Here is a 17,799-nt window from a genome sequence, read left to right as displayed (position 1 = left end):
CGCGTCAAGCGTAACCCGAAAGTGCTCGGCCGACTTGATGCCGATAGCCTTGGCCCCTGCGAATCAGTGGCCTGGGGTCAGGGGCGTTTGACCAGCCACTCCACCAGCGCGTCCAGCACCGGCCGGCCGCGTGCGCTGGCTTCGTCATGGTTGACCATGGCGACCAGCACCCAGCTGCGACGCTGTGAGTCCTGCACATAGCCGGCCAGGGCCACCACATTGCGCAGCGAGGCGGTCTTCAAACGCGCCCGGCCTTCGACCACGCTGCCCTTGAAGCGGCGCGTCAAGGTGCCGTCCACCCCCGCCAGCGGCAAGCCGCTCACCAGCTCGGGCGCCAAGGGCGAGTCCCAGGCGGCGGCCAAGACCGCCGCCAACTGGGCCGGCGCGATGCGCTCGGTGCGCGACAAGCCGGAGCCGTTTTCCAGAACCAGGCCAACATCGTTGATGCCCTTGGCCGCCAGCCATTCACGCACCACGCGCTCCGCCGCTTGCGCGGTGGTCTCTTCGGCACCGGCCGCGCTGGCACCCAGGCGCAGATAGACCAGCCGAGTGACCGGGTTGTCCGACTGCTTGAGCGCGGTGCGCAGCAGCTCGCCGAGCGGCCGGTCGCGGTGGCTGGCCAGCACCCGCGCGGTCGGCGGCGTGGCGGCCTCGCGCACCTCGGGGCCCAGCGTGCCGCCCAGCTCGGTCCAGATCTGGCGCACGGCTTTCTCGGTCAGCCATTGGCGATCGAGCAGATTCAGATTCACCCGCTGCTGGCATTGGCGCGGAAAACTGCCCTTCAGCAACACCGTCATCTCACCGCCATTGGCGCGCACCTCGGGCAGGAGCCAGCCCTGCTCCCAGTCGACGCAGGGCTTGTCGACCAAGCTCATGCCACTGAGGTCGAACTGCAGGCCCGGCCAAGCCGGCAGGGCGCGGGCGCTGAGGCGCTGCGTGTCCGCGCTGAGCTGATAGCCGAGCAAATTGCTGTTCAGGTGCAAGGCATCGGGAATGACGTTGTAAGGCCACTCCGGCGAGGCATCAAAAGGCGGCTGGCCGAGCTCTGGCCGCGCCGGGCGGAAGAGGCTGCGGTCCACCACCAGGCCGCCGCGCAGCTCACGCAAACCTTCTTGCTCACGCAACTGGCGCAGCATCAACCACAGCGCGCCCCAATCCAATTCGGCATCGGCGCCGCCGCGCAGGTACAGCGGGCCCGGCAAGACATCGCCCTGCACCGGGCCGTCAACCAGCAAATCGGTGCGGCCCCGCGAGGCCGGGCCCAGCCGGTCCAGCGCCACCACGGCGGTGAGCACTTTCATCACCGAGCCGGCTTGAAAAGCCGTCTCGCCTTGCAGACTCAAGACCTGACCCCGACGGTCCAGCGGGAAGGCATGAACAGCCAGCGCCGTCTCGGGCAAGCCAGTCTTGGCCATGGCCTGGCGCACCTCGGGGGGCAGGGTCAGGCGGGCATGGCGGTGCTGCATGCCTGCAGGGCCCTGCTCCTGCGCGCGCGCCAAACAGGGCAGAGCCAGCATGCTGCTTATCAAAGCCAAGGCGGCACAGCACCGAACCAAAGCGCGCATCCCCTAGGCCCCCAATCCGCGCACAAAAGCCAGCAGCTGCGCCACCATGGTGGCGCTGGCCTTGGGCGCTTCGATATCGCCGGCCAACACATGCTGACCCGGGCTCTCGCTGTAGTCGACCTCAATCAAGCATTTGGAGGCACTGCCAAAGCGCGCAAAAGCGGCGCGCGCCTGCTTCACATTGATGACGCTGTCGCGCGGCGAGACGAACATCAGCAGCGGCGCCTTGATTTGCTCCAAGGCACTGGCCCGCACATGGCGCACCAAGCTCATCATCGGCCCCAGGGCCGAGGTCGGGTACTCATGGGTCCAAACTCGGGCGCGCCGCTCGTCACGCGGTTTGAAACGCATCTTGCCGCCATGCACCAGGTGAATCAGCGCTCGCCCCCAAGACCAGTTGATGAGGACCGCAAACGGGTCTTTGGGGCCGAAATTCGGCGACACCATCACCCAGGCCGCGACCCGCTGCCCCTCGGGCTGCAAAGCCGCCCAAGCGGCTAGGGTGGCGCCGGTGGAACTGCCCATGACCAAGACCCGCTCCCCGAGGCGATGACCCAGGGCCAGGGCCTCCAGCGCATCGGCCTTCCATTGCTCGACCGACATTTCGCCCATGGCCGCGCCAGGCCGCCCATGCCCGGCCAAGCGGGTGTAGAAGACATGGCCGCCCAGGCCCTGGGCCAGCATCTCGGGCACCGGCGCCATCTCCTGGCGGCTGGCGGTGAAGCCATGCAGGAACACCACCGCCCAGGGCGCGCGAACGCGGCCGGCCGGCCCCCAGACGATTTGCTTCTCGGCGCCCGGCGTGACATCGGCCAGGCGCGCCTCGGCGGCAGCCAGATGGGCATCCAGCTGGTCCAGTTGGGAGGGCAAGGCGTCGACGGTTTCCAGCGGCATCAAGACCTGTGGGGTGGAACGCGATGGTTTGAAAAAAAGGCGCCCTAGGCCAAGCCTGGGCGCCCCGGATCAGGTTTGACCCGGCTCAGCCTCAGGCCAGCACCGCAGCCATGGCGGCAGCCGTGGCCTCAACATTCTTGTTGTTAAGGCCGGCCACGCACATACGGCCCGAACGCACCAAATACACGGCGAACTCGTCCTTCAGGCGATCCACCTGAGCGGCGGTCAGGCCGGTGTAGCTGAACATGCCGCGCTGGGTCAGGAAGTAGTCAAAGTTGCGGCCCGGCAGCTTGGCCGTCAGCACTTCGTACAAAGCATTGCGCATGGCGTGGATGCGCTCGCGCATCTCATTGACTTCACCTTCCCACAGCGAACGCAGGGTCGGGTCGGTCAGCACACGGGCCACCAACTGGCCGCCATGCATGGGCGGGTTGGAGTAGTTGCGGCGGATCAGGAACTTCAGCTGGCCCAGCACATTGGCGGCTTGGGCAGCGTCCGGGCAGACCACGCTCAGGGCGCCGCAGCGCTCGCCGTACAAGCTCATGCTCTTGGAGAAGCTGTTGGCGACGAAGAAGCTCAGGCCAGCGTCAGCCATGGCGCGAATGGCAAAGGCATCTTCATCGATGCCGTCGCCATAGCCTTGGTAGGCCAGGTCCAAGAAGGGCAGCAACTCACGCTCTTTCAGCACCGGGATCAAGCTGTCCCACTGCAGCGGCGTCAGGTCCACGCCGGTCGGGTTGTGGCAGCAGGCATGCATCAGCACCACGCTCTTGGCGGGCAGGGTCTTGAGCGTGGCCAGCAAGTCATCAAACCGCACGCCGCCGGTGGCCGCGTCGTAATACGGGTAGGTCTTGACCTCGATGCCCGAGCCTTCGAAAACGGCGCGGTGGTTGTCCCAGGTTGGGTCGGACACGTAGATGGCGCTGTCGGGGAAGTAGCGCTTGATGAAATCAGCGCCGACCTTCAGGCCACCGCTGGAGCCCACGCTCTGGATGGTGACCGTGCGCTCGCGCACCGGGTGCTTTTCACCGAACAACAGCGCCTGCACGGCGGAGCGGAAATTAGCCGCACCTTCCATCGGCAGATAGGGGCGGGCGCCGGCTTCGGCCACCACGGCCAACTCGGCCTTGCGCACCGAGTCCAGCATCGGGATGCGACCTTCGTCGTCGAAGTAGATGCCGATGGACAGATTGATCTTGCCCGGACGGGTGTCCTTCTGGAAGGCCTCGTTGAGGCTGAGGATGGGGTCGCCGGCGTAGGCGTCAACGTGATGGAACATGGTCAGGACTCCAGACTTGAAGGGTTGGCCGCATTATCGGCCGGCTTGATGAAAGCAAAAATTCAGACGCGCTCCAGCAGCATCGCGTCGCCATAGCTGAAGAAGCGATAGCCCTGCGCAATCGCGTGGCGGTACAAGACCATGATGGGCTCGTAGCCAGCAAAGGCGCTAACCAGCATCATCAAGGTGCTCTTGGGCAGGTGGAAGTTGGTGATGAGGCGGTCCACCACCTGGAACTGAAAGCCCGGCGTGATGAAGATCTCGGTCTCGCGCGCACCGGCGCGCAAGCCGCCACCCAAGGCCGCAGACTCCAGCGCCCGCAAGGTGGTGGTGCCCACCGCAACCACTCGGCCACCGCGCGCCCGGCAGGCGGCCACCGCCGCCACCGTGGCCTCGTTGACCTCGAACCACTCGCTGTGCATCTTGTGATCGGCCAGGTTTTCCACCCGCACCGGCTGAAAGGTGCCCGCGCCCACATGCAGAGTCACATGGGCGGTGGCCACACCGCGTTCGGCCAGGCGAGCCAGCAAGGCCTCGTCAAAGTGCAGGGCCGCTGTCGGCGCCGCCACCGCACCGGGCTCTTGCGCAAACACGGTTTGATAACGCCGCACATCGTCGGCTTCATCGGCATGCTCGATATAGGGCGGCAAGGGCACATGGCCATGCTGCTCCAGCAGCGCGAAGGGGTCGCTAGGCAGGCGCAGGTGGAACATGCCATTGTCCGGGCCGCAGCGGCCCAGCACCTCGGCGTCGAAGGCGTCATTGAAGCGAACAAAAGTGCCGGGCTTGGGCGACTTGCTGGCGCGCATATGGGCCCAGACCTCGCAAGTACCGGGGATCACCCGCTCGACCAGGGCCTCCACCGCGCCACCGCTGTGCTTGGCGCCGTAAATACGGGCCTTGATGACCTTGGTGTTGTTGAAGATCAGCAGATCGCCGGGGTTCAGCAGATCGGGCAGCTCCCGAAAAATGCGATCCACCGGGCTGCTGCTGCGGCCGTCCAAGAGGCGCGAGGCGCTGCGCTCGGCGGCGGGGTGTTGAGCGATCAGCTCGGGGGGCAACTCGAAATCGAAGTCGCTGACGGAATAACTTTTGACGGACATGAACTTTTGAGGGCCGGACGGACCCGTACCAATCGGAGACGGCCTGAATTGTCCCATGCAGGCCTTTGACGCAGGTCAATCGCACCTGGCCGGGCTGGTGCGAATATCAATGCCAAGGAGCTAGTCCATGAGCACATCAAACACTGCCGCCACGCTAACGCCGGGTCAGCACGCATTGCTGGAATCCGCCTTGTTGCAGCGTCAGCAAACGCTGGAGCAAGAGTTGCAAGCCCAGCTGGGCAGCCAAGGCCGGGTGGAGCATGCCCGCGAGCAATTGCTGCAAGACGGCGATGGCGAGCGAGCCCATGCAGCCGACCGCGAGGTCGACCTGGCCCGCAGCGACCAAACGCTCGAGGCCCTGCGCCAGGTCAATGAGGCGCTGCAACGCCTGCGTCAAGCGGACTTCGGCCTGTGCATCGCTTGCGGCGAAGCCATCGCCTTTGATCGCCTGCGCCACAGCCCCGAGGTGCTGCGCTGCCTTGACTGCCAAGCAGCGCAAGAGAAATCGACCCACCCCGGTCAGACCCTACACAGTCTTTGAGGCGCACCAAGCCTCGCCCCGTTTTGTTCATTCACCCCGAGAGGAGCACCATGAGTTTGTTTCACGCCGTCGTTTGGCTCGACCACCAAAGCGCCAAAGTCCTGCAATTCGATGCCGAACATGTGCAAGCCGAAAAGGTCAAGGCTCACACCCACCACACCAAGCAGCACGGCAGCGCGGTGCGCAGCGAGCATGAGTTCTTCGGTGAAGTCTGCGACGCCCTGAACGGCATTGAAGAGGTGCTGGTGGTGGGCTCGTCCACCGCACAGGCCGACTTCAAGCATTACGCCGACAAGCACCGCGCCAATACCGCCAAGCACATCGTCGGCTATGAGACCGTCGACCACCCGACCGAAAATCAGCTGGTGGCCATGGCCCGGCAGTATTTCCTGAAATACGACCGCATGGCAGGCACGCCCTCGCCGATGTAATCAAGTCGGCACGGGCCGGGCTTAGACTGGCTGGCCCGCCGACTCAGGATCTTTATGCAGAACCCCTTCGCCCGCCGGCCTGCGCCGAAACACCGCGCATGAAGCGCCGCCAGATCACCGCAGCCGGGCTGCTTGGCGCGAGCCTAGGGCCCTGGCTTTCAAGCCTTTCTGGCACCGCGGCAGCGGCTGAGCCGGCCGTGCACACATTGCACGGATTCAGCGAAGACTTGCCCCCACTGAATTACCAGCGCCCCGGCGAGCCGCCCAGCGGCTTTGCGGTGGACCTGCTGCGCTTGGTAGCCGAGCAAGCCAATCTGCCACTGGACATTGAAATCATGCCCTGGCCGCGCGCCAGCAGCAGCGCTGCGGCCAAAGCCGGCAGCTTGCTGTTTTCGCTGACGCGCCAACCGGAGCGCGAGCGCAAATACAAATGGCTGGGCCCCATCAGCGAGCGCCGTGTGGTGGTCTACCGTTTGAGCGAACGCAGCGAGGTAAAGGCCAGCGATATCCATCACCTCAACGGCCACAAGCTCGGCGTGGTGCGCGATTCCGCCGCCGCCAAGATGCTGATGGCCGCCGGCTTGCGGCCCAATGCCGAGTTGGAAATCGCCCTCGACGACGCCAGCAATCTGCGCAAGCTACTGGCCGGCCGCATGGACTTGCTGGTCATGCTGGACTGGGCGGCCGCCTGGAATCTGCAGCAGATGAAGCTGCCCTTCAGCACGCTACAACCGGTCTTTGAGTTGGACCGCAGCAAGTCCTACTGGTACGGCCTGCATCCGCAGACCAGCCCGGCCTTGCAGCAACGCCTGCAAGCCGCGCTGGACCAGATCAAACGCGATGGCCGCTACGCCGCACTGAGGCAGCAGTATTTCAACTGAGCACGCTGCCTTTTCTGAGGCGCAGCACGAGCCGCACCTTAGATGCCACCCGTGCCAGTGGCCAACAAGCTGCCGTCTTCACCGGCCACCCAGCCGGTGCGCGGGTCCACAAAGAAGACCTTGTTCAGCTTTTTCTGCGTGCCGGTGTAGACGCGCTGCCAAGACTTGCCGCCATCTTGCGTGGCCAGCATGGCGCCTTGCGTGCCGACAATCCAGCCCCGCTGCGCGTCCAGGAACTGAATGTCCTGCAAATCCGTGGCGTCACCTTGTTGCGCCAGCACCCAGTTCGCGCCGCCATCCAAGGACTGCAGCACGACGCCCCGGTCTCCGACCACCCAAATTGTCTTGGCATCAGCGTAAAGCACACGATTCAAATCCGCGGAGACACCGGTGAACCGGTTGGCCCATGTCTTGCCGCCATCATCGGTGACCGCGATTCGGCCTCCAGCGCCCACGGCCACGCCCTTCAGAGCCGAGCTGAATTGAATGCTGCTGATATTGGGCACAAATCGGCCCGACTTGGCCCAGCTCTGGCCGCCATCGGTGCTCGCCAGAATCACGGGCTTGTCCGCGTTGTCCTCCACCGAGTACTCGCTGGAGACGGCAAAGCCGTTTTTGTCGTCGACAAAGTGGAAGGCGCTGATCCGACGGCTGCTGCTCAAAGGTGCGGACCAACTGGCGCCGCCATCGTCGCTGCGATAGACCTTGCCATCGCCGGCCAAGAGCCAGCCCTTGCTGGCCGAAGTGAATTGAAAGCGGGTGTCGCCGTACTGAGGCGAGACCAAGTCCTTCAACTTCACTTGCCAACTCAAGCCTCCGTTGAGCGTCTCTTGCAACTCGCCCGCCGCGTTCAAGGCCAAGCCGCGCTTGGCATCGAAGAACCATGTCGCGCGGAAGGAACGCTGCATCGTTTCAGCATCCGGCCCGGCGATGAGAGTCCAGGTCAACATGCCGTCACTGCTGAGATAGAAACTGCTGCCGTTGGACTGCAACAACCAAGACTTCTCGCCCAACTGCTTAGGATCGCCCAAGCCGTATTGGCCTTTGGGCACGGCAATTTTTCGCCAAGTCTGGCCCCCATCCTCACTGAAGTTGTGCTCCACACCTGCCGAGCTGGAGACCTGACGATAGATTTTTCCGCCGGTCAGGATGCGCAAATCATTTTGGTAAGCGTTGCCCAGCGCTGGGAGCTGAACCGCCACCCAGTTACGACCACCGTCTGAGGTCCTATACAAGGCCGAGTTGCCCGCACTCAAGAGGCCGTTGGAGGCATCGGTGAACTCGATTCGGTTGAAGTACAGATATTCGGTGGTCGGCAATCCCTTGGCTTCGAAGGTCTCCCAGTTCGCACCGGCGTCCTGGCTGCGAACGAACTCGGTCGTCGTACGGTATTGCCCCGCGTTGCTGTCCCAGACTGAATTGATACGGGTGAGCAAGATCCCGGAACTACCCAGCAAGATGGGTTGAGCGCTCAGACCCTTGGACGAACTGAAGACTTCCTTGCTGGTCTTGCCAAAGTCGGTGGACTTGAACAACTTGTCATAGCTTTGAATCCACACGGTGCCATCCAGACCGATGAGACTGGGTCGAACCGAGTTTTGAACCCAGCTGGCGCCGCCATCGGTGCTGACGCTCAGATAGTCATCCATCGTCACCATCACGGTGCTGGGGCTGATCACCCGCAGCGAGGATGGCGATCCTTGCCAGTAAGAATCAAACTTCAGCCAAGAGGCTTGTTGGATCCAGTTAGCACCCCCATCGGTGGTGCGCAACACCGCACCCAGGCTACCCACGGCCCAGCCATTGTTGGCATCGATGAACTTGACCGACAACAGCGGTGAGCGCAAGCCAGTGTTCTGTTTAGCCCAGGTCTTGCCGCCGTCGACGGTCTTGAAAATTTCGCCTTGCTCTCCCACCGACCATGCGGTCTTGGCATCCAAGAAGAAGATCTCAGATTGGCTATTGCCGCTGGGCTTGGGCTGCTGCCAGCACCAGCCGCTGTCTGCTGCGCCCGTGCAGGCCAAACCCTTGACATGCGCGCGGTTGTTGACGCTGACGCGGAACTTCAGCTCTTTGGAGGCGCCCTCCTCGTTGCTGACCTTCAAGGTCACATCGTAGTCACCCACTTTGGCGTACTCATGCTTGGGGCTGGCCTCGGCGCTGCTGGTGCCGTCGCCAAAGCTCCACGCAAACTTCAAGCCAGTGAGCGTTGATGCGCTGTTATCAAAATTGGCTGCGCTGCCCACATCAGCGCTCGCGGCCGCCTTGATGGACAAGGACTCGGGAATCGCGGTGGCGGGCGTTGTGGGCTTGATGGGCTCAACGGAAGGGCTGCTGTCGCCGCCTCCGCCGCAGGCACTCAAGAGGCTTGCCAGCAGGACCGAGACGGTCAAGACTTGTACGGTGTGCTTCACTTTCATTCCTCCCAGATAGTTCTTTTTGCTTGTGAACGAAACGACTCCAGGGTCGAATTCGCCGCGGAGTGTATCGATCCAAAAAGACCAGCACACACCACTCCAAAGAGGGAAAGGGAAAACACCAGCGCCTCGACCCCAAGCCCTTCCGATTGAAATGCGGCATGCCTGTGCCCAGCCAAAACAAGCGGTCTCATGTGCTCAGGGCAGAATCGCGCCCATGCCCGAGGTCGATGCCAAAACCAATACCGCCAACAAGCCCAAGTCCGCGCCGCAAAAGGCGATGGAGAAGCTCGGCCTGCTGCGCGATATCGACCTGGCCCTGCATCTGCCGATGCGCTATGAGGACGAGACCCGGCTGACACCGATTGGTCAGACTCGCGAAGGCGAGACGGTGCAGTGCGAGGGCGAGGTGATCGAATGCCGCGTCGAGACACGCGGACGCCGCGTGCTGCTGGTGCGCATGGAAGACGAGAGCGGCGACCTGCTCTTGCGCTTCATCCATTTCTATCCCTCCCACCAAAAGACCATGGCGGTGGGCCAGCGCATCCGCGTGCGTGGTGAGTTACGCCACGGCTTCTTTGGCCGCGAGATGGTGCACCCGACCTTCAAGGCAGTCAGCGAGGACACGCCGCTGGCCACCGCGCTGACCCCGGTCTACCCGGCCAGCAATGGCCTGCCGCAAACCTATCTGCGACGCGCCATTGCCTCTGGCCTGAAACGCGCCGATCTGGGCGAACTGCTGCCCAGCGGTGTGGTGCCGCCCAGCCTGCCCAGTTTGCGTGATGCGCTGACCTTTTTGCATCACCCGCCGGCGCAGGCGCGCCTGATGACGCTGGAGGACCACAGCCACCCGGCATGGCAGCGACTCAAATTCGAGGAATTGCTGGCCCAGCAGATCAGCCAGATGCAGGCCCAACGCGAGCGCGCCTTGCTGAAAGCGCCCGCCCTGAAGGCCCAGCGCGGCGGTTTAGTGGAAAAGCTCTTGGGCGTCTTGCCTTTTGGCCTCACCGGCGCGCAGCAACGGGTCAGCGAGGAAATCGCCCAAGAACTGGCGCTGCCGCAACCGATGCACCGCCTGCTACAAGGCGATGTGGGCTCGGGCAAGACCGTCGTGGCGGCGCTGGCGGCGGCCGTGGCCATCGATGCCGGCTGGCAATGCGCGTTGATGGCGCCCACCGAAATCCTGGCCGAGCAACATTTCAAGAAACTGATCGGCTGGCTGGAGCCGCTGGGTCTGAAGGTGGCCTGGCTGACCGGCAGCGTGAAAGGCAAGGCGCGCCAAAAGATGCTGGACGCGGCCGCCGATGGTTCGGCTCAACTGGTCATCGGCACCCACGCGGTGATCGAGGACAAGGTCAAGTTCGCCAAGCTGGGCCTGGCCATCATCGATGAGCAGCACCGCTTCGGGGTGGCCCAGCGTCTCGCCCTGCGCAAGAAGCTGGCTTCGATGGACTTAGAGCCACATCTCTTGATGATGAGCGCGACGCCGATTCCGCGCACCTTGGCCATGACCTATTTCGCCGATCTGGCGGTGTCCACCATCGATGAGTTGCCGCCCGGCCGCACCCCCATCGTCACCAAGGTGTTTGCCGATAGCAAACGCTTCAATGTGATCGAGAAGATCCACGACGAAGTCGCCAACAAGGGCGCACAGGTCTATTGGGTCTGCCCTTTGATCGAAGAGAGCGAGGCGCTGGACCTGAACAACGCCACCGAGACGCATGCGGAGTTGTCCGCCGCGCTGGAAGGTTTTGCCGTGGGACTGCTGCATGGCCGCATGGCACCGGCCGACAAGGCGGCGGTGATGGCGGAGTTCTCGGCCGGGCGGACCAGCGTACTGGTCGCCACCACGGTGATTGAAGTGGGGGTGGATGTGCCCAACGCCAGCCTGATGGTGATTGAACATGCCGAGCGCTTTGGCCTGAGCCAGCTGCACCAGTTGCGCGGCCGGGTCGGGCGCGGCGCGGTGGCCAGCGTTTGTGTGCTGCTCTATACCGGCCCTTTGTCGGACACCGGCAAGTCGCGGCTGAAGGCCATGGCCGAAACCAATGACGGCTTCGAGATCGCCCGCCGTGACCTGGAAATTCGCGGCCCTGGCGAATTCATGGGCGCTCGCCAAAGCGGCGCCGAGCTGCTGCGCTTTGCCGATTTGCAAGAAGACTCGGGCCTGCTGCAAGCCGCGCGCCGACTGGCGCCGCAATTGCTGGACAAATACCCGCAAGCGGCCCGGCGCCAAGTGGAACGCTGGCTGGGCTCGAAGGCGGAGTTTCTGAAGGCCTGAGCCGGACAGCGGCAAGGCTGGCGCCTTGCTGCTGCCTGCGAAGGAGTGCTGCGTCCTCGCAGCACGCGGGCGGCAAGCCTGAGCCAAAGTCAGCTCAAGAACAGCCTGCGCTCGTGGGCGAACCCGCGCTGTAGCCATCGGTGAGCGTGCGCAAAAAGCACAGCAGATCGGCCTGCTCGGCTTCGTTCGTCAAAGGCCGCGCGCTGAAGGGTGCGTCACGATTGACATTGCCGCGCAGGGCTGCCGGCAGGTCGTCATAGAGCTGCACCCGGTTGGCCACACTGGGGTAGAAAAAAGCCGAGTCCGCATCGCGGAGCTGATAGAAGAGCAAAACCGTTTCCAGGTTGCTGAACTGGCCGTTATGGAAGAACACCGGCCTTTGCACGGTATTGCGCAAGGTCGGGATGCGGAAGAATCCGCAACTGTCCTGCCTATCCTTGAGCTCAGGGCGCGGCGACTGACACAGGCCCAGATCAAAGGCGGCAGCATCCGCATTGGCTGGGATCTTGGTGTTGCGCGGCACACCCAAGGCGGCATAGCCAAAGGTGGTGAAGACTGGCGGGCGGCCGTCGGCACTCGTTGAGGGATGGCAGGCCGCGCAGTTGCCGCGCTTGGGGTCATTGAAGACGGCCAGACCGCGAGCCTCGGGCGCAGTGAACTGAGCCCGGCCCTGCTGCACCCAGTCGAACTTGGCGTCATAGGGGTGGAAGCGTGCATCCTCCAGTTGGAAGCTCTGCAGGGCCTGACTGGCCTGTGCCACCAGGGTGGCGTCATCGGGCGCATCGGCGCCGGCCGCAGGCACGAAGACGCGCGCGAACTCGGCCGCGTAGCTGGTCGCCCGCAGTTTGCGGGCCAGATCGGCGGGCGTGCCGTTGTCCATCTCACGCGGGTTGAACCAGGGCAGCAGCGCCTGCGCCGCCAAGTTGTCGGCGCGACCATCGGCCATCAAGCCGCCGCGCAAATCTGCAACGGGGGTGTTCGTTGTGCCAGAGAACGCGCCGAGGCGCTCCAAGTAACGCAAGGAAGGCGCAGCGCGCAAGCCGAACTCAGTGTTCAACCTCCCGCCCTTTTGCACCGGCAGGCTGTTAGGCGGACCATGGAAGAAGGCGGGGTCATGACAGCTGGCGCAGGACATGCGCCCCGAGCCGCTGAGGCCAGCGTCGTGAAAGATCTTCTCCCCCAGCAAAGCCTTGGCGCTGAGGACAGGGCTGCTGGCCGGCGGGCTGGGCGGCACGGGGCTGGAGGCGGCCGAAGCCGGCGGAGTCGGCGAGGTCGGCGGAGGCGGGCTGGAGGCCGCGTTGGCGGCAGCGCTAGGCCCCGCACCACCCGCCCCACCGCCGCCGCAAGCGCTCATCATCAGGGCAATGGCGGCAGGGCCTCCCGCTGCCCAAGCCAGCCGGGCCCAGCAAAGTTCAAGACGATGTGTGGCGCTCCTCATGCGCTGATTATGGCGCTTAGGTTTACGCTGCGCCCACCCCACTCACAGGGGGAGCCCGCTTCTGGATTCAGGCTTCGGCTTCGTCCAACAAGCGCGCGATCAAGGCGCCCTGCAGCTCGGCCGGCAGCTGCAAACTGACCTTGACGCCATTGCCAGCCGCCGCCTGCACCGACTCGCCCTCGCGGCCGCGCAGGGCCTGAAGCGTGATCTCGCGGTTGCCGCTGGGGTGGATGATCTCCAGGCGGTCGCCGACTTCAAAGCGGTTCTTGACCTCAATCTCGGCCCAACCGTCGGCCGCCACCGCGCCCACTTCGCCGACGAACTGGCTGCGCCTGGCCTTGGAGTGACCGTCGAGGTAATTCTGCAGGTCCTGGCTGCGGTGGCGCTGATAAAAGCCGCTGGTGTAGCCTCGGTTGGACAGGCCATCCAGCTCGCCCAGCAGGGTCGGGTCGAAGGGCCGGCCGGCCACGGCGTCGTCGATGGCGCGGCGGTAGACCTGCGCGGCGCGCGAAACGTAGTAGCGGCTCTTGGTGCGGCCCTCGATCTTCAGGGAATCGACGCCAATCTCCACCAGGCGCTGCACATGCTCGACCGCGCGCAGGTCCTTGGAGTTCATGATGTAAGTGCCATGCTCATCTTCCTGGATGGGCATCAGCTCGCCGGGGCGCTGCGACTCTTCGATCAGGTAAGTGCGATCGGCCAGCGGATGGCGCGGCGTGCCACCAGCGGCGGCGACAAAGTCTTGGTCGGCCTGCTGCACCGCCTTGTGGAAGTCGAACTGAATCGCCTGGGCCTGGCCGGCTTCGTCTTCAAAGGCATCGCCTAATTTGTAGTCCCAGCGGCAGGCGTTGGTGCAGGTGCCCTGGTTGGCGTCGCGGTGGTTGAAGTAGCCCGACAGCAGGCAGCGGCCCGAGTAGGCGATGCACAGGGCACCGTGCACGAAGACTTCGAGCTCCATGTCCGGGCATTCCTGCCGGATCTGCGCCACCTCGTCCAGGCTCAGCTCACGCGAGAGGATGACGCGCTTCAAGCCCTGCTTCTGCCAGAACTTCACCCCCGCGTAATTGACCGTGTTGGCCTGCACCGAAAGGTGAATGGGCAACTCGGGCCAGCGCTCACGCACCATCATGATGAGGCCGGGGTCGGCCATGATCAGCGCGTCGGGCTTCATCGCCACCACCGGCTCCATATCGGCCAGATAGTTCTTCAGCTTGCCGTTGTGCGGCAGGATGTTGCTGGCGACCAGGAACTTCTTGCCGCGCGCGTGCGCCTCGGCGATGCCGGTCTTGAGGTTCTCAAGCTTGAAATCGTTGTTGCGCGCGCGCAGGGAGTAGCGCGGCTGGCCGGCGTAGACCGCGTCGGCGCCAAAGTCGAAGGCGGCGCGCATGCGATCGAGATCGCCCGCAGGCAAGAGCAGTTCAGGGGACTTGTGCAACAACATGGTCGGGCGGGCGGTGAAAAACAACCCGCCAGTCTAGAAAGGGCCGACCTCGCCCGCCTTGCCTCAGGTCAAACAAGTCTCAACAAGCCCTCACTTCAGGCGCTGCACCCAGTAGATCAGCACCTCTTGGCGCGGCCGCAGGTCCACATCGCTGTAGGCATAGACCGGCACCGCATTGATGGCCTCCACCGTGGCCATGCCGGAGATGACGCGGCCAAACACCGCGTAGCCGGGCTTGTCGGCCGATTGGTAGTCCAGGCTGGGGTTGTCCTTCACATTGATGAAGAACTGATTGGTGGCGCTGTTGGGGTCGCTGCGGCGCGCCATGGCGATGGTGCCGGGCAGGTTGTACTCGCGCGCCTCCAAGGGTATGGGCGCATAGCTGGGGTAGCGTTCCACCATGCCACTGGTGTAGCCACCACCCTGGACGATGAAGTCGCGGTCGACCCGGTGGAACAAGGTGTTCTTGTAAGCACCGTCCGCCACATAGCGCAGGAAGTTGTTGACGGTATTCGGCACCGTGTCTGAGTACAACTCGAAGACGATTTCGCCGCTGCTGGTCAGCATGCACACCGTGGGCAGCTTGCTCAGGGCCGACTTGGCCAGGCCTTCGTTGCTGCAACTCAGGGTGTTAGGGTAAGGATTGGGGTTGGGCGTCGGCGCCGGCAAGGGCGGCGGCCGATAGCCCTCATCACCACTGCCACCTCCGCAAGCGGCCAAAGAAATCACAGCAGCGGCGCTGAGCGCACGCAAAACAAAAGAGCGCATTGAGCGGACTCCTGAAACACAGTCCTTGGCTCAACGCGCTCTGAACACCCGCCGATGACGGCGGGCTCGCATGCTTACTTCTTGTTACGGCTTGATTTCTTCGGCCTTGATGATGACCACGTCCACCAAGGGCACGTCGTTCACCGCAGTGGCGACAGTGTTGATCTGATCCACGATGTCCTGGCCGGTCAAGACCTTACCGAAAACGGCGTAGCCATTCGGATCCGAGGCGCTGGCGTCCTTGTAGTTCAGGAAGGCGTTGTCCTTGGCGTTGATGAAGAACTGGGCTGTGGCCGAGTCGGCCACCGTGGTACGGGCCATCGCAATCGTGCCGCGCAGATTGCGCAAGCCGACATTGCTCTCCAGCTTGATGGCTGCAGAGGTCGGCGTCTTCTCAACCAAACCGCCCGTCGTGCGGGTGAAGCCGCCGCCTTGGCTCATGAAGTCCTTGATCACACGGTGGAAGATGGTGCCGTTGTAGAAACCCTCGTTGACGTACTTGAGGAAGTTGGCCGTGGTGATCGGGGCATGCGCATTGTCCAAACCAATTTCGATCACCCCTTTGTTGGTGGTCAGGCGAACACGGTGCGTGATCGTCATCTCAACGGCGGGCTTGATGTCCGGCGTTGGCTGAACCGGCGTGCCCGCATCCGAGCCGCCGCCACCGCAAGCGCTCAACAAGGTCAGAGCGCTCAAAGCAGCGCCAATCAAAAAGGGACGAATAAAGGTCTTGGACATGGTGTTGGGTATCGATATGAACTGAATGACGGGACCTGAAAGCGAGAGCGGGGGGCAGGATGTTTTCAAGCGCCCGTGAGTATCTCTGCTTCTGCCGCCGCTAGCGGGCGGCCAAGGGCTCGGCTGAATGCAGATCGCCCGCCGCCATCAGGCGGCGGCCGCTTCAAGCCTCGAGATTGTCGATCAAGCGGGTGGCGCCCAGCTTGGCGGCGGCCAGCGCCACCAGCGGCTGGCCTTCGACGGCCACGCCCAAATCATGCTGGCGCCGCAGCGTCACATAGTCGGGCTGCCAGCCATGGGCGCGCAGGTGTTGATTGGCTTCGGCCTCCATCTTGGCCAGATCGCGTTCCCCTGCTTGCCAGCGGGCAATCAAGGTCTTCAAGGTCTGGCTCAGGCGCAAAGCCTCGCTGCGCTCGGCCTCGCTCAAATAGGCATTGCGAGAAGACAGGGCCAGGCCTTCGGCGCTACGCTGGGTTTCGCCGGCAATGATCTCGATGGGCAGGGCCATCTGCGCCACCATGCGGCGCAGCACCATCAGCTGCTGATAGTCCTTCTTGCCGAACAAGGCGATAGAAGGCTGGACGATATTGAAAAGCTTGGCCACCACGGTGCAGACACCGATGAAAAAACCAGGGCGGAAATGGCCCTCCAAGATGTCCGACAGTTCCGAAGGCGGGTGCAGCTTGTAGCCCTGCGTCTCGGGGTAGAGCTCGCCCTCGGCGGGCGCAAACACATAGTCGCAACCGGCACCGGCCAGCAAGCCGGCATCGCGCTCCAGGGTGCGGGGGTAACGGTCAAAGTCCTCGTGCGGCGCGAACTGGAGGCGGTTGACAAAGATGCTGGCGATGACCGCACCGCCCTCGCCCACGGCCGCTCGCCCTTGGCGCACCAAGGCCAGATGGCCGTCATGCAAGCTACCCATGGTGGGCACAAAAGCGCGCTGGCTTATGCCCGCCAAGGCCTGGCGCAATTCAGAAATGGTGTGGATGACTTGCATAGGGCGTTGTTCAGATCAAAGCAGCGGCGCTCAGTAGCCGTGGAGTTCGTTTTGAGGGAAGGTCTGTGCCTTCACCTCGCCGACATAGCGGCGCACCGCATCTTGCACCGAGGAGGCGCTTTGCATGAAGTTCTTGACGAAGCGCGGGCGGCGGCCCGGCGTCACATCCAACATATCGTGCAGCACCAGCACCTGACCCGAGCAGCCCACGCCCGCACCGATGCCGATGACGGGGATGCCCAAGGTTTGCGTCAAGTCGGCGGCCAGGGCTGAAGGCACCATTTCCAGCACCAGCATTTGCGCGCCCGCCGCCACCAACTCTTGCGCCTGCTGCTTCATCAAAGCAGCAGCGGCGTCTTCACGCCCCTGCACCTTGTAGCCGCCCAGCATGGTGACGGTTTGCGGCGTCAGGCCCAAATGGGCACAGACCGGAATACCGCGCTCGACCAGATAACGAACCACCGGCGCGGTCCAGCCGCCGCCTTCGAGCTTGACCATATGGGCGCCGGCCTTGACCAGGGCGGCGGCACTCTTCCAGGCCTCGGCCGTCGAGCTCTGGTAGCTGTCAAAGGGCAAGTCACCAATGATCCAAGCACTCTTGCGGCCGCGCGCCACACAGCGGGTGTGATAAACCATCTCTTCCAGCGTCACCGGCACGGTGCTGCTCTGGCCCTGCAAGACATTGCCGAGCGAATCGCCGACCAGCATCACATCCACGCCGGCCTCGTCGAGCACGCTGGCAAAAGCAGCGTCATAGCAAGTGAGCATGGCGATCTTGTCGCCGCTGGCATGCATGTCCAACAGGCGCTGCAGGCTCATCGGTTTACGTTCAGTCATGGCTTCACCTCGGTCGTCGGGTCTAGTGCGCGAGCAGGCCGCTCGCTCGCTTTTCGGCCGCAGTGTAGCCGGGTGCCCCAGGGTTTGCTCTAGGCCGGGTCTAGGGCGGACAGACTAGGCCCAGGGCCGCCAGACCCGGCCGCCTTGGCGGCAAAGCGTGCAATTTGTCACGATCCAGCCCCTGTGCA

15 protein-coding genes are annotated in these 17,799 nt (G+C 63.8%); 4 read left to right on the top strand and 11 right to left on the bottom strand.

What is annotated here, in order from left to right:
* Positions 1-77 precede the first annotated feature (77 nt).
* From dacB to queA, 4 genes are all read right to left on the bottom strand, one after another.
* Positions 78-1,517 carry a D-alanyl-D-alanine carboxypeptidase/D-alanyl-D-alanine endopeptidase gene (dacB, locus tag LNV06_RS12540; RefSeq protein ID WP_263538628.1) on the bottom strand — a complete coding sequence of 480 codons (1,440 nt, stop codon included), beginning with the start codon at positions 1,515-1,517 and terminating at the stop codon, positions 78-80.
* Positions 1,518-1,568: 51 nt separating this feature from the next.
* Positions 1,569-2,459 carry an alpha/beta hydrolase gene (locus LNV06_RS12535; protein WP_263538627.1) on the bottom strand — a complete coding sequence of 297 codons (891 nt, stop codon included), beginning with the start codon at positions 2,457-2,459 and terminating at the stop codon, positions 1,569-1,571.
* 91 nt (positions 2,460-2,550) lie between these two features.
* Positions 2,551-3,738 (bottom strand): amino acid aminotransferase, encoded by a 1,188-nt coding sequence (locus LNV06_RS12530; RefSeq protein WP_263538626.1) that lies wholly within the window; start codon positions 3,736-3,738, stop codon positions 2,551-2,553.
* Positions 3,739-3,800: 62 nt separating this feature from the next.
* Entirely contained in the window at positions 3,801-4,841 is a 1,041-nt protein-coding gene (gene queA / locus LNV06_RS12525) for a tRNA preQ1(34) S-adenosylmethionine ribosyltransferase-isomerase QueA (RefSeq protein WP_263538625.1), read from the bottom strand.
* A gap of 127 nt (positions 4,842-4,968) precedes the next feature.
* On the opposite strand from queA, the gene LNV06_RS12520 reads away from it, so the two are divergent.
* The 3 genes from LNV06_RS12520 to LNV06_RS12510 all read left to right on the top strand — a co-directional run bounded on the left by LNV06_RS12520 (position 4,969) and on the right by LNV06_RS12510 (position 6,694).
* Positions 4,969-5,382 (top strand): TraR/DksA family transcriptional regulator, encoded by a 414-nt coding sequence (locus LNV06_RS12520; protein ID WP_263538624.1) that lies wholly within the window; start codon positions 4,969-4,971, stop codon positions 5,380-5,382.
* Positions 5,383-5,432: 50 nt separating this feature from the next.
* On the top strand, positions 5,433-5,813 hold the full coding sequence (locus LNV06_RS12515; RefSeq protein WP_263538623.1) for a hypothetical protein: 381 nt from the start codon (positions 5,433-5,435) through the stop codon (positions 5,811-5,813).
* Positions 5,814-6,010: 197 nt separating this feature from the next.
* Positions 6,011-6,694, top strand: a complete 684-nt coding sequence (locus LNV06_RS12510) for a substrate-binding periplasmic protein (protein ID WP_263538622.1) — start codon at positions 6,011-6,013, stop codon at positions 6,692-6,694.
* A 38-nt stretch (positions 6,695-6,732) separates the two neighbouring features.
* Here LNV06_RS12510 and LNV06_RS12505 read toward each other — a convergent pair whose 3' ends face one another.
* Positions 6,733-9,108 (bottom strand): YCF48-related protein, encoded by a 2,376-nt coding sequence (locus LNV06_RS12505; protein WP_263538621.1) that lies wholly within the window; start codon positions 9,106-9,108, stop codon positions 6,733-6,735.
* 220 nt (positions 9,109-9,328) lie between these two features.
* Here LNV06_RS12505 and recG point away from each other — a divergent pair, with 220 nt between their 5' ends.
* Complete coding sequence (gene recG, locus LNV06_RS12500; RefSeq protein WP_411970113.1) at positions 9,329-11,392, top strand: ATP-dependent DNA helicase RecG; 2,064 nt, start codon at positions 9,329-9,331, stop codon at positions 11,390-11,392.
* A 94-nt stretch (positions 11,393-11,486) separates the two neighbouring features.
* Here recG and LNV06_RS12495 read toward each other — a convergent pair whose 3' ends face one another.
* The 6 genes from LNV06_RS12495 to panB all read right to left on the bottom strand — a co-directional run bounded on the left by LNV06_RS12495 (position 11,487) and on the right by panB (position 17,611).
* Positions 11,487-12,830, bottom strand: a complete 1,344-nt coding sequence (locus LNV06_RS12495; protein WP_263538619.1) for a cytochrome-c peroxidase — start codon at positions 12,828-12,830, stop codon at positions 11,487-11,489.
* Positions 12,831-12,897: 67 nt separating this feature from the next.
* Entirely contained in the window at positions 12,898-14,271 is a 1,374-nt protein-coding gene (trhP, locus tag LNV06_RS12490) for a prephenate-dependent tRNA uridine(34) hydroxylase TrhP (RefSeq protein WP_263538618.1), read from the bottom strand.
* A 90-nt stretch (positions 14,272-14,361) separates the two neighbouring features.
* Positions 14,362-15,039 (bottom strand): peptidylprolyl isomerase, encoded by a 678-nt coding sequence (locus LNV06_RS12485; RefSeq protein WP_263538617.1) that lies wholly within the window; start codon positions 15,037-15,039, stop codon positions 14,362-14,364.
* 84 nt (positions 15,040-15,123) lie between these two features.
* Positions 15,124-15,777, bottom strand: a complete 654-nt coding sequence (locus tag LNV06_RS12480; protein ID WP_318013487.1) for a peptidylprolyl isomerase — start codon at positions 15,775-15,777, stop codon at positions 15,124-15,126.
* A gap of 163 nt (positions 15,778-15,940) precedes the next feature.
* A complete protein-coding gene (panC, locus tag LNV06_RS12475) occupies positions 15,941-16,774 on the bottom strand; it encodes a pantoate--beta-alanine ligase (protein WP_263538616.1) in 834 nt (277 codons plus the stop codon).
* A 30-nt stretch (positions 16,775-16,804) separates the two neighbouring features.
* Entirely contained in the window at positions 16,805-17,611 is an 807-nt protein-coding gene (gene panB / locus LNV06_RS12470) for a 3-methyl-2-oxobutanoate hydroxymethyltransferase (protein ID WP_263538615.1), read from the bottom strand.
* Positions 17,612-17,799 lie beyond the last annotated feature (188 nt).

This window comes from Paucibacter sp. Y2R2-4, assembly GCF_025717535.1.
In the GTDB taxonomy this organism is placed as follows: Bacteria; Pseudomonadota; Gammaproteobacteria; order Burkholderiales; family Burkholderiaceae_C; genus Paucibacter_A.
The sequence above is the reverse complement of the archived record's forward strand: the minus strand, read 5'-3'. Positions and strand labels throughout refer to the sequence as shown.

Bases quoted from the DNA above. Each gene is read 5' to 3' on its own strand.
- LNV06_RS12495 (WP_263538619.1), bottom strand. From the start codon at position 12,830: ATGAGGAGCGCCACACATCGTCTTGAACTTTGCTGGGCCCGGCTGGCT.
- dacB (WP_263538628.1), bottom strand. From the start codon at position 1,517: ATGCTGGCTCTGCCCTGTTTGGCGCGCGCGCAGGAGCAGGGCCCTGCA.
- LNV06_RS12535 (WP_263538627.1), bottom strand. From the start codon at position 2,459: ATGCCGCTGGAAACCGTCGACGCCTTGCCCTCCCAACTGGACCAGCTG.
- queA (WP_263538625.1), bottom strand. From the start codon at position 4,841: ATGTCCGTCAAAAGTTATTCCGTCAGCGACTTCGATTTCGAGTTGCCC.
- LNV06_RS12480 (WP_318013487.1), bottom strand. From the start codon at position 15,777: ATGTCCAAGACCTTTATTCGTCCCTTTTTGATTGGCGCTGCTTTGAGC.
- LNV06_RS12485 (WP_263538617.1), bottom strand. From the start codon at position 15,039: ATGCGCTCTTTTGTTTTGCGTGCGCTCAGCGCCGCTGCTGTGATTTCT.
- panB (WP_263538615.1), bottom strand. From the start codon at position 17,611: ATGACTGAACGTAAACCGATGAGCCTGCAGCGCCTGTTGGACATGCAT.
- LNV06_RS12520 (WP_263538624.1), top strand. From the start codon at position 4,969: ATGAGCACATCAAACACTGCCGCCACGCTAACGCCGGGTCAGCACGCA.
- LNV06_RS12515 (WP_263538623.1), top strand. From the start codon at position 5,433: ATGAGTTTGTTTCACGCCGTCGTTTGGCTCGACCACCAAAGCGCCAAA.
- panC (WP_263538616.1), bottom strand. From the start codon at position 16,774: ATGCAAGTCATCCACACCATTTCTGAATTGCGCCAGGCCTTGGCGGGC.
- trhP (WP_263538618.1), bottom strand. From the start codon at position 14,271: ATGTTGTTGCACAAGTCCCCTGAACTGCTCTTGCCTGCGGGCGATCTC.
- LNV06_RS12530 (WP_263538626.1), bottom strand. From the start codon at position 3,738: ATGTTCCATCACGTTGACGCCTACGCCGGCGACCCCATCCTCAGCCTC.
- recG (WP_411970113.1), top strand. From the start codon at position 9,329: ATGCCCGAGGTCGATGCCAAAACCAATACCGCCAACAAGCCCAAGTCC.